Origin of the sequence: Azotobacter chroococcum (assembly GCF_004339665.1) — a bacterium.
Taxonomy (GTDB): Bacteria; Pseudomonadota; Gammaproteobacteria; order Pseudomonadales; family Pseudomonadaceae; genus Azotobacter; species Azotobacter chroococcum.
Genome location: NZ_SMMU01000032.1, coordinates 1 through 12,935, shown reverse-complemented (window position 1 = coordinate 12,935; position 12,935 = coordinate 1). Strand labels below are relative to the sequence as shown.

Here is a 12,935-nt window from a genome sequence, read left to right as displayed (position 1 = left end):
GGAACGCCATGAACCATCCGCACACGTCCGCCACCTCGTCGCTGGCCACCGCCGACCGGGTCGCCCGCGGCCTGGGCTATTTCAGCCTCGGCCTCGGGCTGCTGGAGCTGGCCTCGCCGCGCCTGGTGACCCGCTCCCTGGGCATGGAGGGCGCCGAGGCACTGGTGCGCGCCGCCGGCGCCCGCGAACTCCTCACCGGGCTCGGCGCGCTGGGGGTGAATCCCACGCCGGCGCTCTGGGGCCGGGTGGCCGGGGATGCGCTGGACCTGGCGACGCTGGCCTCGGGCCTGTCGCCGGACAATCCCAAGCGGGACAATGTCAAGGCGGCGATGGCCGTGGTGCTGGGCACTGCCCTGGTCGATGCCATGGCGGCCCGTGCGCTGAGCGAGCGGCATGTCCGCCCCCGGCACGGCTATATCGCCGACTACAGCCAGTGCAGTGGCTTTCCCCGGCCGGCGGCGGCCATGCGCGGCGAGGCCAGCGACTTCGAGACGCCGGCCGACATGCGCGCCGATATCGGCAGCGGGCCGCGCCCGGCGCCGGTGCCGATCAGGCTGAGCGATACCGATCAGTGACGGAGCCGGCCTCGGCGCGGGCGTCCAGCCAGCGCAGGGCGTGCGGCCACACCTCCCGGTGCGCGCGCTTGCCGACCAGCACCCCGACATGCTGCAGGGCCACCCCCACGTCGCCCTCGTACCAGAGCAGCTGCGCATCGCCGCTGCCGACGGCGGCGTGAAACGGCAGCACCGCTTCGGGCGGCACCACGTGCGAGCGCGGGTCGACCACGCTGAGGACGGGCGCCTTCACCCGGGCCGGGGTGGCGAGCCGTCCGCGGACCTGCAGGGTTCCGGCCATGAAGCGGTTTTCCCGGTACAAAAGCTCCACGACCTCCTCGAACAGCCGCCGGGGCATCGGCAGCTCGTCCAGGCTCCAGCGCGTGACCCGCAGATGGCTCTGCAGGGCCTCGCGGTCGCTCAGGCTGTTCAGCCAGTCGGTCCAGCGGGCCCGGACGAAGCTGTCCGGGGCGGCGCGGGCGGCCGCCATGCTCAGGAAGGAGCCGGGCACCTCATGCAGCAGGGCGGTGACCCGGCGGGCGTGGGGGGCACGGGCGACGAACGGGGTGAAGGCATCTGCTTCCGTGCCGAACTGGAGCGGCGCCTCGAGCAGGATCAGCCCGCCGACCCGTTCGGGATGCAGCGCGGCGAAGATAGCCGCCAAGGTGCCACCCAGCGAATGCCCGGCCAGGAAGATCCGGCGCCGGCCGCGCTCGGCGGCGATCGCCTCCAGGCAGTCGAGGATGCAGCGCTCGGCGTAGTCGGCCAGCCCGAGCTCCTGCCCGTCGACGCCGGGTTGCTCCCATTGCAGCAGATAGACGCTGGCGCCATGGCGCAGCAGCCGCCGCACGACGCTGGTCGTGGGAGTGAGGTCCCAGATATAGGCGCGCTTGATCGGTGCCGGCAGCAACAGCAGGACCGGGCCGGTGCGGTCCGCCGGGCCGTATGCCCTGAGCGTGAGCGGCGGCGCCGAGAACACCACCCGCGACGGCGTTTCCTGCGGGCCCAGGCCCAGGGTATCCAGCCAGCGGCCCTGCAGGCGGCGAACCTGGTCGATCTGGCCATACGCATTCATGACGGGTCCGTCCGCTCTCGTTTTTCCGGGGATAGGACGATTCGGCGGCGGCCCCGACACCTGGGGGCGGCTGCCATCTACACTCGGCAAGAAGAGTAGTTCATGCGGCCCCGGCGAAGCGGGGCGGGAGGCGAGATGAAAACCATGAATGCAGGCGGTATGGCGGAAAGTCCGGAGAGTGCCGGGCAGCAGGGCGATGCGATTCGCTTCGCGGTGGGGGTGTGCTCGCTCGGCGCCGTGCTGGTCGCGCAGAGCGGGCGCGGGGTCTGCGCGATCCTGCTGGGCGACGAGGCCGAGGCGCTGCGGCGCGAGTTGCAGGAGCGTTTTCCGGCGGCCGGACTGATCGGCGGCGATGCCGCTGTCGAGCGACTGGCCGCCCGGGTGGCGGCCTTCGTCGAGGCGCCGCACGCCGGCCTTGACCTGCCGCTGGACATCCGTGGCACGGCCTTCCAGATGCGGGTGTGGGCGGTGCTGCGGCAGATTCCGCCGGGCCGCCGCCTCAGCTACAGCGAGGTGGCAGAGCGGGTCGGCGCGCCGCAGGCGGTGCGCGCGGTGGCCCGGGCCTGCGCCGCCAACGCCCTGGCGCTGGCGATTCCCTGCCACCGGGTGGTACGCCGCGACGGCGGGCTGTCCGGCTACCGCTGGGGCGTGGAGCGCAAGCGGGCGCTGCTCGAGCGGGAGCGGGCATGAGCGGAGTGCTCCAGGCTGACCCAATCCCCCGACAGGAGCGCGCGGCCCATGCCCTGGCAGACCTTTCCCCATGAAGCCGACATCGGCGTGCGCGGCAGCGGCGCGAGCCTGGCCGAGGCTTTCGCCGGGGCGGCGACGGCCCTGACCGCGGCGATCTGCGATCCGGCCACGGTGGCGCCGCGCGAGGCCGTGGCGGTCGACTGCGAGGCGCCGGACCTCGAGCTGCTGCTGGTGGACTGGCTGAATGCGCTGATCTTCGAGATGGCCACCCGGCACCTGCTGTTCTCGCGCTTCGAGCTGGACATCGAGGGTTCCCGGCTGCACGCCACCGCCTGGGGCGAGGCGCTGGAGCCGGCGCGCCACCAGCCGGCGGCGGAGGCCAAGGGGGTGTCGTTCTGCGAACTCAAGGTGGCGCAGCAGGCCGACGGCCAGTGGCTGGCGCAGGCGGTGGTGGATGTCTGAGCGGCGCCGCCCGGTCTTCAGGCCGCGCCGAACACCTCGGAGAGATGCGCCTGGTAGGCGCGGATGTCGCGCTCCACGTCGGGCGCCTTGATCACGTCGGTGGCGAGGAAGGTCGGCAGGCCCTGCATGCCGAGGAATTCCTGCGACTTGTGGAAGGGGAAGTAGACGCCGTCCACGCCGCGACCCTCGAAGAACTCGTCCGGCGCGTCGAAGGCGGCCTGCGGCGCGTTCCAGGTCAGCGAGAGCATGTAGCGGCGGCCCTGCAGCAGGCCGCCGCTGCCGTAGTGGCGGCCGGGGTCCTGGCGGCTGCGCCCGTCGTTGGCGTAGAGGCTGCCGTGGCCGGCGGTGAACACCTCGTCGAGGTACTTCTTCACCGTCCAGGGCGCGCCCATCCACCAGCCGGGCATCTGGTAGATCAGCGCGTCGGCCCGGAGGATCTTCTGCACTTCCGCCTCGATGTCGTAGCCGGCGGCGATACGCGTCTCCTCCAGCGCATGGCCCAGCTCGGCGAGCTGGGCGCGGGCCGCCTCGTGCAGGGTGTCGTTGAGGCGTCCGCCCGAGTGGGCGAAGTGCTGGCCGCCGTTGATCAGCAGGATCTTCATGGGGTTCTCCGAACAGGGGGGCAGGGCCGCCGCAGCGGGGGCGGCCGGGATGGCAGGCAGTATCGGAGAAGTGGCCGGCGGCATTAAGCCGGGGCACGGGCATAGCACCTGTGATCTAGAGTCACGAATCGGGGCCTTGGTCGCGACGTCGCCGGTGGAAAATCGACGTAGGGCAATGAAATGGACTCCCCCCTCCTACGGCGTCAACGCGCCAGACTGAAGTTGCCGGAAACAGCAGTCACCAGAGGAGGGAGTCCCCATGAAACTCAAGCGGATAGGCGTCGATTTGGCAAAGCAGGTATTCCAGCTTCATGGCGTCGACAGCCACGAGCAGGCGGTCTGCCGCAAGCAGCTCAAGCGCTCGCAAATGCTGGACTTCTTTCGTCGACTCGAGCCCTGCACGGTGGCGATGGAGGCCTGTGGCAGTGCCCATTACTGGGCGCGAGAACTGCGGACCCTCGGGCACGAGGTGCGTCTGATCGCACCGCAGTTCGTCAAACCCTACGTCAAGAGCGGCAAGAACGACGCCAATGACGCCGAGGCGATCTGTGAGGCGGCCAGTCGACCGAGCATGCGCTATGTCGAGGTGAAGAGCGCCGGGCAGCAGGCCAGCCAGGCGCTGCACCGGATCAGGAGCCGCCTGATCCGGGCACGGACGGCGCTGGTCAACGAGATTCGCGGGCTGCTGGGCGAGTTTGGCCTGGTCGAAGCCCGGCACGGCGTTGCAGCCACCCGCCGACTGACGCAGACGGCTCTGGATGCGCAGAACGGCTTGCCCGGGCAGATGCGCGAGCTGCTGGCGGAGTTGAGCGGCGAGCTGGACGAGCACGATGCGCGGTTGTCCCGTCTCGACGACATGATCCAGCGCCAGGCTCGCGAGGACGAACGCGTGGGGCGCCTGCTGCAGGTCGAGGGCATCGGTCCGGTCACGGCCACCGCCCTGGTGTCGGCCGTGGGCGATGCTCGCCAGTTCAGCAGCGCCCGGCAGTTCGCTGCCTGGCTGGGGCTGGTTCCCCGCCAGCACTCCAGCGGTGGCAAGGAGCGCCTGGGGGCGATCAACAAGCGGGGCGATAGCTACTTGCGGACCCTGCTGATTCACGGCGCCCGGGCAGTGCTCAGGCACTGCCAGGACAAGGCCGACCGGCGCAGTCAGTGGCTTCGGCAACGGGTCTGCCGGCGCAACCCGAACATCGCCACGGTTGCCCTGGCGAACAAGAATGCCCGGATCGTCTGGGCGATCCTCAGCCGGGGCGAGGGTTATCGGCCAGGCTGAGCCCCGGGTTGTACAGCCGGGGAGACGTTGAGCGGTAGGTCCACCACGATTGCACAGTGACGCAGCGATGACGAACCGGGCGAACCGGCATGTGTGAAACCTGCTTGCACCCCAGGCCCTCTGGTGACCAAGGCCGCTAGGGCGATCAGGCGCACATGAGCGGATATTCATCATGGCTCGGGGCAAACAGAGCCCCCTCGAAAACCGGATATACGGAAGCAGTCGTACCACGGTCGTCGACACAGCGTTTCACTGGCAAACCGGGGAGAGTCCATATACGGGTGCAACCTGCCAATTTCGGCGCGGTTCCACGCCATGTTCGGCGGGTTGCACCCCCCTACGGGCTGCTCCGGCCGTGGGCGTCGCCGGCTCAGGCCGCCGCCGGCCAGTCGAGGCGCAAGGCGCGTCCCTGGCCGTCGCGCAGGTGGCAGCCGAAGCGCGCCGATTCGCGGTTCAGGGTGTCCTGCAGCCACTGGCGGTCCTTGCCTTCGGCGTAGTGGAGGCTGAAGCGCCACTGGCGGGTCGGCACCAGCTCCAGCGCCTGCAGGCGGCCGTCGGCGTCCAGTTCGGCGAAGTACAACAGACCCAGGTCGCCGCGCCAGAGGTCGTGGTCGTCGATGCCCTCGTAGTCGTCGAGCAGGTCGCCGCAGCCGTAGAGGATCAGCCGCTGGCGGTACACCTCGATGCCCTTGACGTGGTGCGAGGAGTGGCCGTGCAGCAGGTCGACGCCGGCCTCGTCGATCAGCGCATGGGCGAAGCGCTGCTGCTCGGCGGGGACGGTGAAGCCCCAGTTGCCGCCCCAGTGCAGGGCGACCACGACCCGGTCGCCGGGCCGCTTCGCCGCCCGGATGCAGCGCGCCACCCGCTGCAGGGTGGCCGGCGAGAGATCCTCGAGCAAGGCGACGCCCGGCAGCTGCTCGCCGGCCGCCCAGTGGGCCGGCACGCCGCAGTCCGGGCCGGCGAAGGCGAACACCAGGAGGCGCCCGCCGTCGGCCAGCGGCAGGATCGCCGGCGCCTCGGCGCGCTTGAGATCCGTCCCGGCGCCGGTATGACGCAGGCCGCCGGCGTCGAGGCTGTGCAGGGTTTCGAGCAGGCCTTCCTCGCCCCAGTCCAGCACATGGTTGTTGGCCAGCACGCAGCAGTCGATGCCGGCCGCCGCCAGCACCGGCAGGTTGGCCGGGTTCATCCGGTAATTGATGCCCTTGGGCACCGGCCAGCCGCGCGCCGTCACCGCGGTTTCCAGGTTGACCAGGCGCACCTCCGGGCGGCGCCGCTCGAGTTCGCCCAGGGCCACGCCCCAGACGTAGGCGAAGTCCGCCGGACGGGGAATCGGGCCGTTGCGCCGTTCGGCCAGCTCCACGTAGTCGTCGGCGTATCTGGCATAAGCTTCGTGGAGGAGGGGATCGCCGGGATGCGGCAGGATGCGGTCGATGCCGCGGGCGGTCATCAGGTCGCCGGCGAGAAAGAGCCTGGTGCTGGACATGCGGGTCTCCCGGCTGTGGCGAATCCTCTTCCAAGTCTGGCCCGGCCGCCGCCGGGCCGCGGCGACCGGCCGTCGGGCCGCCCTCATCTGCGCAGGAGAACGCCCCCATGCCGCTCGATCCGCCCCGCCTCGCCGTCCCCGGCGCGCTGCTCACCGATCTCTACCAGCTGACCATGCTGCAGGGCTATGTCGAGCGCGACATGCTCGACACCGCGGTGTTCGAGTTCTTCGCCCGCCAGCTGCCGGCCTGCCGCAACTTCTACCTGGCCGCCGGGCTGGAGCAGGCGCTCGACTACCTGGAGCAGCTGCACTTCGCTCCCGCCGAGCTGGACTGGCTGAGCGGGCTGGGCCTGTTCAGCCCGGTCTTTCTCGACTACCTGGCCGGGCTGCGCTTTTCCGGCGAGGTGCAGGCGATGGCCGAAGGCACGCCGTTCTTCGCCGACGAGCCGATCCTGCGCGTCACCGCGCCGCTGCCCGAGGCGCAGCTGGTGGAGTCGCGGCTGATCAACCTGCTGCACTTCCAGACGCTGATCGCCAGCAAGGCGGCGCGGGTGGTGCTGGCGGCGCCGGACAAGCGGCTGGTGGACTTCGGCCTGCGCCGCGCCCACGGCGCCGAGGCCGGGCTGCTGGCCGCCCGCGCCGGCTACCTGGCCGGCTTCCACGCCAGCGCCACGGTGCTGGCCGGCGCGCAGTTCGGCATTCCGCTGGCCGGGACCATGGCGCACTCCTTCGTCCAGGCCCACCTCGACGAGGCGGAGGCCTTCGAGCACTTCGCCCACAGCCTGCCGCAGTCGGTGGTGCTGCTGATCGACACCTACGACACCGAGGCGGCGGCGCAGAAGGTGGTCGAACTGGCCCCGCGCCTGGCTGCGGCCGGCATCCGCATCCAGGGGGTGCGCCTGGACAGCGGCGACCTCGGCGCGCATGCCCGGCGGGTGCGCGCCATCCTCGACGGCGGCGGCCTGAACGGGGTGACCGTGTTCGCCAGCGGCAACCTGGACGAGTACCTGATCCACCGGCTGATGGTGGAAGGTGCGCCGATCGACGGCTTCGGCGTCGGCACCCATCTGGATACCTCCAGCGACGTGCCGGCGCTGGACTGCGCCTACAAGCTGCAGGAATACGCCGGCCAGCCGCGCCGCAAGCGCTCGGAAGGCAAGGCCACCTGGCCGGGACGCAAGCAGGTCTGGCGGCGCTACGACGATGCCGGGCACTGCTGCGGCGACAGCCTGATGCTCGAGGGCGAGGCGGGCGAGGGGCTGGCGCTGATCCAGCCGGTGATGCGCCAGGGCCGGCGCCTGGCGCCCTCGCCGTCGCTGCAGGCGGTGCGCGAGTACACCCGCCGCCAGCTCGACAGCCTGCCGCCGGCGCTGCGCGGCCTGGAGCCGGCGCCGGGCTATCCGGTGACGGTGAGCGAGACGCTGCGCGAGCTGGCCGCGACGGCCGACCGGCTGGTCGGGCGGGGCTGAGCGCGACAGGCGAGCGTAGGGTGGAAAACCGCGCAGCGTTTTCCACCACAAGCCCCTGCATGACCAGCAGGTGGAAAAGACCTGCGGTCGTTTTCCACCCTACGAGCTCGTGCAGGGCGGGTGAAACCCGCCATTGTGCGTCGGGCTTGCCATGTCCGGCGGGTTGCAGCCGCCCTACCCGACTGGCCGGGACGCAAGCAGGTCTGGCGGCGCTGCGACGAGGCCGGGCACTGCTGCGGCGACAGCCTGATGCTCGAAGGCGAGGCGGGCGAGGGCGAGGCGCTGATCCAGCCGGTGATGCGCCAGGGCCGGCGCCTGGCGCCCTCGCCGTCGCTGCAGGCGGTGCGCGAGTACACCCGCCGCCAGCTCGACAGCCTGCCGCCGGCGCTGCGCGGCCTGGAGCCGGCGCCGGGCTATCCGGTGACGGTGAGCGAGACGCTGCGCGAGCTGGCCGCGACGGCCGACCGGCTGGTCGGGCGGGGGTGAGTGCGACAGGCGATCGTAGGGTGGAAAACCGCGCAGCGTTTTCCACCACAAGCCCCTGCATGACCAGCAGGTGGAAAAGACCTGCGGTCGTTTTCCACCCTACGAGCTCGTGTAGGGTGAAACTCGCCATTGTGCGTCGGGCTTGCCATGTCCGGCGGGTTGCCCCCGCCCTACCCGAGGATCTCCACCCCCGCCGCGCGCATCGCGTCGAGCGCCGCGGCCAGCGAGCCGTCGCGGTCGATGGCGCGGCAGGCGTCGAGCAGCACCACTGTCTCGAAGCCCGCCAGGCGTGCGTCCAGCGCCGTGTAGTGCACGCAGTAGTCGGTGGCCAGGCCGGCGAGGAACAGCCGGCGCAGGCCGCGTTCGCGCAGGTAGCCGGCGAGGCCGGTGGGCGTGCAGCGGTCGTTCTCGTGGAACGCCGAGTAGGAGTCGACCTCGGCGCGGTAGCCTTTGCGCAGGATCAGCTCGGCATGCGGGATGGCCAGTTGCGGGTGGAACTCGGCGCCGGGGGTGTTCCGCACGCAGTGGTCGGGCCACAGGGTCTGCTCGCCGTAGGCCAGCTGGACGCTCTCGAACGGACGGCGGCCGGGATGGCTGCTGGCGAAGCTCAGGTGGCCCGGCGGGTGCCAGTCCTGGGTCAGCGCCACATGGGCGAAGCCTTCGGCGAGGCGGTTGATCACCGGCACCAGCTCGTCGGCATTCGGCACGGCCAGCGCGCCGCCGGCGCAGAAGTCGTTCTGCAGGTCGATCACCAGCAGCAGGTCGCCCTCGCCGATGGCGGGCAGGCGCGTCATGCCGGCAGCTCCGCCATCGGCGACAGGCGGTATTCGCCGGCCAGCCGCGCGGCCACCGCCGCGGTGGAGTCGAGGATGTCCAGGCGCCGGGCGGCCAGCTCGGCCGGCAGGCGGAACGGCGGCAGGCTGTCGCAGATCACGATGCGCTCGAATACCGGGCTGTCGAGCAGTTCCGTGCCGCCGGTGAACAGGCCGTGGGCGGCGGCGGCGAACAGCCGGGTGGCGCCGGCCGCCTGGCAGGCCTGGCCGGCGCGCAGCAGGGTGCCGCCGGTGCTGATCAGGTCGTCGACGAGGATCGCCGCCTTGCCGCGCACCTCGCCGACCAGCAGCGAGCCGCTGATCTGGTCGTTGCTGCGGTATTTCTCCATGAAGGCGCTGCCCACCGGGCGGCCGATGCGTGCCTCCAGCTCCTGGCGGAACTGCTCGGCGCGCTTGGCGCCGCCGGCGTCGGGCGACACCGCGACCACTTCCGTTTCGCCCAGCAGCGGGGCGAAGTGCTCGGCGAACAGCGCGGCGGCCTCCACATTGTGGGTGGGCACGCGGAAGGCGTTGTCGAAGGCGGCGACGTTGTGCACCTCCAGGGTGGTCAGCCGGTCCACCCCGCAGCTCTCGATGAGGCGGGCGACGTAGCGGGTGATGATCGGGTCCTGGAACTTGGTGCGGCGGTCCTTGCGCGCGTAGCACAGGTAGGGGGCGACCACCTGCACGCGGCGGGCGCCGGCGTCCTTCAGTGCGGCGCAGAAGAACAGCAGGCGGCACAGCTTGTCGTTGGCACTGTGCCGGTCGTCGCCGTGCAGCCCGTGGAAGACCAGCGCCTCGCGGCCCTCGACCGGCTCCAGCGCCCGGCTCTTGTGCTCGCCGTCCTCGAACTCGCGCTCCTCGTGGGCGGCCAGCTCCAGGCCGAGATGCTGCGCGACGCGGGCGGCGTAGTCCTCGCTGCCGTGCAGGGCGAAGAGCAGGGGAAGCTCGGTGGACATGGGGGACTCCTTGTTCGTTATCGGTAGGGGGACATTGTGCCTGCCTCGTCGCTCGCGCGGTCAAGGCAGACCGTCGCCGCGCAGGCAGGCCGCGGCCCGTTCGAGCAGGGCGCGGGCCTGGCGGGCCTTGTCGGCGGACAGCGCGGGGTCGCGCTGGCGGCCTGCGCTGCAGGCCAGGGTGAAGCTGCGGGTGGCGGCGCGCAGGGAGAGGAACAGCGGCAGCGGCCGGCAGTCCTCGGGCTCGCCGGCATGCGCCAGATAGCTCTGCAACAGACGCGTCGCCAGCGCGTCGAGGCCGTGGTGCTGCAGGTCGAGCAACAGGAAGGCGAGGTCGTGGAGCACGTCGATGCAGCTCAGCCGGTCGCTGAACTCGATGCCGTCGAAGGGCGTCGGCTGGCCGTCGAGCAGGCAGACGTTGGCCAGCCGCAGGTCGCCGTGGCAGCGTCGCACCCGGCCTTCGCGGCGCCGCCGGTCGAGTTCCGCAGCCTGCGCCTCGAGGGCGGCCAGCGCGGCGCGGTGCAGGGCGTTCACGGCTGCGGGATCGAGCAGCTCCGGGTAGCGGCACAGTTCACGGTGGTTCTCCTCGATGACCAGCCGCAGCGCCTGCGGCCCGCCGAACTGCGGGGTGAGCTCGGCGCCGGCGTGGAAGCGGGCGATCTCCGCGCCGAGGCGGTCGATCAGCGCGTCCGTCAGCTGTCCGGCGACGGCCAGATTCTCGAACAGCGACGCCTGCGGAAAGCGCCGCATCACCACCACCCAGTCGAGCACCGGCCCGGCACCGTCGAAGCGCAGGGCGCCGTCCGGCCCGCGGTTGATCGAGCGCACCGCCAGGTAGAGGTCGGGCGCGGTGCGCCGGTTCAGGCGCAGTTCGGCGCGGCAGGCAAGCTCGCGGCTGTCCAGGCGGCGGTAGTCGAGCGCCGCGTAGGCCACCGCGCGCTTGAGCTTGTAGGCGCGCGCGCCGTGCAGGAAGACCAGCGAGCCATGGGTATCGATGCGCTCGACGCGGCCGTCGGGCGCGCCGTAGCTGGCGGCCCGGGAGAGAAAGGCGATGACCTCTTCCTGTTCCTGGTCGCTCATGGGCGCTCCAGGGTGCGCGGGGCTGGCATGCTCCCTGATCCTCCCGATGGTAGGGCCGGCGCAGCGCAAGGGCGGCGGCCATCTGAGCAGTCTGGACCAGCCGTCCGGCAAAGTCCTCCCCGCTCATGCCAGCCAGTCCAGCAGGAAGGCGGCCCCGGCCAGCACGGCGACCGCGCAGGCCACCAGGACGGCGCCGGCGGCGATGTCCTTGGCCGTGCCGATTTCCGGATGCTGGCCGGGATGCAGGTGGTCGAGGAGGGTTTCCAGGGCGCTGTTGAACAGCTCCGCCACCAGCACCAAGCCCACCGCCAGGGCGAGGAGCGCCCACCACAGCGGCGCCGGCCGCGTCGTCAGCAGCACCGCGAGCAGCGCGGTGGCGGTCAGCAGATGAGTGCGCAGGCTCCGCTCCCGCGCCACCGCCAGGCGCAGGCCGTGCAGGGCGAAGCCCAGGCGCTTGATGAACGATTGCCCCTTCATTCCGGCCTCCCGAACGGCCCGATCGCTCCCGGTCCGTTCAGTATGGGGGGACCCGGCAGGTGCTGCCGGGGCGCCGGATTCAGCCGGCCCAGGCCGGGTAGTCGGTGTAGCCCTCGGCGCCGCCGCCGTAGAAGGTCGCCTGGTCCGCTTCGGCGAGGGGCGCACCCTGGGCGAAGCGCCGCACCAGGTCGGGGTTGGCGATGTAGGGCCTGCCGAAGGCCACCGCGTCGGCCAGCCCGGTTTGCAGCAGGGCTTCCGCGCGGACCGCGGTGTAGCCGCCGCAGACCACGATGGCGCCAGGGAAGCGGGCGCGGACGGCTTCGCGAAAGCCCTCGGGGTAGCCCGGCACGCCCATCCATTCGGCCTCGTGCAGGTGCAGGTAGGCGAGGCCGCGCCGGCCCAGTTGGTCGGCCAGGTACAGCGCCATCGGTCCGGCTTCGGCGTCCTCGATGTCGTTGTAGGGCATCCAGGGCGACAGGCGGATGCCGACCCGTTCGGCACCCACCGCGGCGACCACCGCATCGACGACCTCCAGCACCAGGCGCGCGCGGTTCTCCAGGGAGCCGCCGTAGGCGTCGTCGCGCCGGTTGATGGTGGTGGCGAGGAACTGGTGCAGCAGGTAGCCGTTGGCGGCGTGGATCTCCACCAGATCGAAGCCGGCGGCGATGGCGTTGCGGGCACCCTGGGCATAGTCGGCGACGATGCCGGGAATTTCCTCGGTGCGCAGGGCGCGCGGCTCGTCGCATGGCGGATGGGCGGGCGTGCCGTCGGCCTGAATGATGAAGGTCTGCATGTTGGCGCGAATCGCCGAGGGGGCGACCGGCTGGCCGCCGCCGGGCTGCAGCGAGGCGTGGGAGATGCGCCCCACGTGCCAGAGCTGCAGCGCAATGTGCCCGCCTTTGCGGTGTACCGCGTCGGTCACCAAGCGCCAGCCGTCGATCTGCGCGTCCGAGTAGATGCCCGGGGTCAGCGCGTAGCCCTGGCCCTGGCGGGAGATCTGCGCCGCTTCGGCGACGATCAGCCCGGCGCCGGCGCGCTGTGCGTAGTACTCGGCGTTGAGGGCAGTCGGCACGTCGCCCGGCTGGGCGGCCCGGGAGCGCGTCAGTGGCGCCATGACGACGCGGTTGGGCAGGGTCAGTGCGCCGAGGCGTACGGGGGACAGCAACTTGTCGATGGCCATGGTTGCTCCTTGTCGAGGTCGACGGATGTTTCGATAAGTGATGGAGGCGCAGGTTGCTCAGGCGACGGGAATGGTCGGCATCCGGAAGTCCGGGTGGCCGCCCAGGACGGCCGGGAGCTGCCCGGCGATCTGCTCGTGGGGCGTTCCCGGGGCGACGGCGCTGGCGGCCTCCAGGCGGGCGAGCTGTTCCGCGCTCGGGGCGAGCTGCAGCGCGCCGAGGGTCGCGTCGAGCTGCTCGCGAGTGCGCGGCCCGAGGATGGGGATCAGGCTGGTGCTCGAGCGGGCCGCCCGCTCGCGCAGCCAGGCGATGGCCACCTGGGTCGGCGAGGCTTCCAG

The 12,935-nt window shown here is 71.6% G+C and carries 14 protein-coding genes and 1 pseudogene; 6 read left to right on the top strand and 9 right to left on the bottom strand.

The window, feature by feature from the left end; all coding sequences use genetic code 11:
* Positions 1-8 precede the first annotated feature (8 nt).
* The gene (locus EV691_RS18835) at positions 9-575 is read left to right on the top strand and encodes a hypothetical protein (protein WP_131299197.1); all 567 of its coding nucleotides are present in this window, start codon (positions 9-11) and stop codon (positions 573-575) included.
* Here EV691_RS18835 and EV691_RS18830 read toward each other — a convergent pair.
* The gene (locus EV691_RS18830) at positions 550-1,629 is read right to left on the bottom strand and encodes an alpha/beta fold hydrolase (RefSeq protein WP_131299192.1); all 1,080 of its coding nucleotides are present in this window, start codon (positions 1,627-1,629) and stop codon (positions 550-552) included. The genes EV691_RS18835 and EV691_RS18830 overlap by 26 nt on opposite strands.
* A 189-nt stretch (positions 1,630-1,818) precedes the next feature.
* On the opposite strand from EV691_RS18830, the pseudogene EV691_RS18825 reads away from it, so the two are divergent.
* Both EV691_RS18825 and EV691_RS18820 read left to right on the top strand, forming a co-directional pair.
* A pseudogene (locus EV691_RS18825) lies at positions 1,819-2,319 on the top strand (methylated-DNA--[protein]-cysteine S-methyltransferase); the annotation flags it as partial.
* Between the two features lie 48 nt (positions 2,320-2,367).
* The gene (locus tag EV691_RS18820; protein ID WP_089167038.1) at positions 2,368-2,781 is read left to right on the top strand and encodes an archease; all 414 of its coding nucleotides are present in this window, start codon (positions 2,368-2,370) and stop codon (positions 2,779-2,781) included.
* A 17-nt stretch (positions 2,782-2,798) separates the two neighbouring features.
* On the opposite strand, the gene EV691_RS18815 is transcribed toward EV691_RS18820, so the two are convergent.
* Positions 2,799-3,383 carry an NAD(P)H-dependent oxidoreductase gene (locus tag EV691_RS18815; RefSeq protein ID WP_131299189.1) on the bottom strand — a complete coding sequence of 195 codons (585 nt, stop codon included), beginning with the start codon at positions 3,381-3,383 and terminating at the stop codon, positions 2,799-2,801.
* Positions 3,384-3,642: 259 nt separating this feature from the next.
* Here EV691_RS18815 and EV691_RS18810 point away from each other — a divergent pair, with 259 nt between their 5' ends.
* Positions 3,643-4,656, top strand: a complete 1,014-nt coding sequence (locus tag EV691_RS18810; RefSeq protein ID WP_131299184.1) for an IS110 family RNA-guided transposase — start codon at positions 3,643-3,645, stop codon at positions 4,654-4,656.
* A gap of 370 nt (positions 4,657-5,026) precedes the next feature.
* Here EV691_RS18810 and EV691_RS18805 read toward each other — a convergent pair whose 3' ends face one another.
* Positions 5,027-6,139: a CapA family protein gene (locus EV691_RS18805; RefSeq protein WP_131299179.1), complete on the bottom strand. Its 1,113-nt coding sequence runs from the start codon at positions 6,137-6,139 to the stop codon at positions 5,027-5,029.
* A gap of 107 nt (positions 6,140-6,246) precedes the next feature.
* Between EV691_RS18805 and EV691_RS18800 the strand changes: the two genes are divergently transcribed.
* Both EV691_RS18800 and EV691_RS23975 read left to right on the top strand, forming a co-directional pair.
* Positions 6,247-7,608 (top strand): nicotinate phosphoribosyltransferase, encoded by a 1,362-nt coding sequence (locus tag EV691_RS18800; RefSeq protein ID WP_131299173.1) that lies wholly within the window; start codon positions 6,247-6,249, stop codon positions 7,606-7,608.
* A gap of 120 nt (positions 7,609-7,728) precedes the next feature.
* Positions 7,729-8,094, top strand: coding sequence for a hypothetical protein (locus EV691_RS23975; RefSeq protein ID WP_242672579.1), 366 nt, complete (start codon positions 7,729-7,731; stop codon positions 8,092-8,094).
* Between the two features lie 170 nt (positions 8,095-8,264).
* Here the strand turns inward: EV691_RS23975 and pncA are convergent, their stop codons facing one another.
* The 6 genes from pncA to EV691_RS18765 all read right to left on the bottom strand — a co-directional run.
* Positions 8,265-8,888 (bottom strand): bifunctional nicotinamidase/pyrazinamidase, encoded by a 624-nt coding sequence (pncA, locus tag EV691_RS18790; protein ID WP_131299168.1) that lies wholly within the window; start codon positions 8,886-8,888, stop codon positions 8,265-8,267.
* On the bottom strand, positions 8,885-9,865 hold the full coding sequence (locus EV691_RS18785; protein ID WP_131299163.1) for a ribose-phosphate diphosphokinase: 981 nt from the start codon (positions 9,863-9,865) through the stop codon (positions 8,885-8,887). The genes pncA and EV691_RS18785 overlap by 4 nt, the downstream gene beginning before the upstream one ends.
* A 60-nt stretch (positions 9,866-9,925) precedes the next feature.
* Entirely contained in the window at positions 9,926-10,942 is a 1,017-nt protein-coding gene (locus EV691_RS18780; protein ID WP_131299158.1) for a phosphotransferase, read from the bottom strand.
* A 123-nt stretch (positions 10,943-11,065) separates the two neighbouring features.
* Positions 11,066-11,419 carry a diacylglycerol kinase gene (locus EV691_RS18775; RefSeq protein WP_131299155.1) on the bottom strand — a complete coding sequence of 118 codons (354 nt, stop codon included), beginning with the start codon at positions 11,417-11,419 and terminating at the stop codon, positions 11,066-11,068.
* A gap of 79 nt (positions 11,420-11,498) precedes the next feature.
* The gene (locus EV691_RS18770; protein ID WP_131299152.1) at positions 11,499-12,599 is read right to left on the bottom strand and encodes an alkene reductase; all 1,101 of its coding nucleotides are present in this window, start codon (positions 12,597-12,599) and stop codon (positions 11,499-11,501) included.
* 57 nt (positions 12,600-12,656) lie between these two features.
* Positions 12,657-12,935, bottom strand: a 279-nt coding sequence (locus EV691_RS18765) for an aldo/keto reductase (protein ID WP_131837559.1), incomplete at its 5' end; no start/stop codon positions are given.

Excerpts from the sequence above, each read along its gene's own strand:
- EV691_RS18835 (WP_131299197.1), top strand. The coding sequence starts at position 9 with ATGAACCATCCGCACACGTCCGCCACCTCGTCGCTGGCCACCGCCGAC.
- EV691_RS18830 (WP_131299192.1), bottom strand. The coding sequence starts at position 1,629 with ATGAATGCGTATGGCCAGATCGACCAGGTTCGCCGCCTGCAGGGCCGC.
- EV691_RS18820 (WP_089167038.1), top strand. The coding sequence starts at position 2,368 with ATGCCCTGGCAGACCTTTCCCCATGAAGCCGACATCGGCGTGCGCGGC.
- EV691_RS18815 (WP_131299189.1), bottom strand. The coding sequence starts at position 3,383 with ATGAAGATCCTGCTGATCAACGGCGGCCAGCACTTCGCCCACTCGGGC.
- EV691_RS18810 (WP_131299184.1), top strand. The coding sequence starts at position 3,643 with ATGAAACTCAAGCGGATAGGCGTCGATTTGGCAAAGCAGGTATTCCAG.
- EV691_RS18805 (WP_131299179.1), bottom strand. The coding sequence starts at position 6,139 with ATGTCCAGCACCAGGCTCTTTCTCGCCGGCGACCTGATGACCGCCCGC.
- EV691_RS18800 (WP_131299173.1), top strand. The coding sequence starts at position 6,247 with ATGCCGCTCGATCCGCCCCGCCTCGCCGTCCCCGGCGCGCTGCTCACC.
- pncA (WP_131299168.1), bottom strand. The coding sequence starts at position 8,888 with ATGACGCGCCTGCCCGCCATCGGCGAGGGCGACCTGCTGCTGGTGATC.
- EV691_RS18785 (WP_131299163.1), bottom strand. The coding sequence starts at position 9,865 with ATGTCCACCGAGCTTCCCCTGCTCTTCGCCCTGCACGGCAGCGAGGAC.
- EV691_RS18780 (WP_131299158.1), bottom strand. The coding sequence starts at position 10,942 with ATGAGCGACCAGGAACAGGAAGAGGTCATCGCCTTTCTCTCCCGGGCC.
- EV691_RS18775 (WP_131299155.1), bottom strand. The coding sequence starts at position 11,419 with ATGAAGGGGCAATCGTTCATCAAGCGCCTGGGCTTCGCCCTGCACGGC.
- EV691_RS18770 (WP_131299152.1), bottom strand. The coding sequence starts at position 12,599 with ATGGCCATCGACAAGTTGCTGTCCCCCGTACGCCTCGGCGCACTGACC.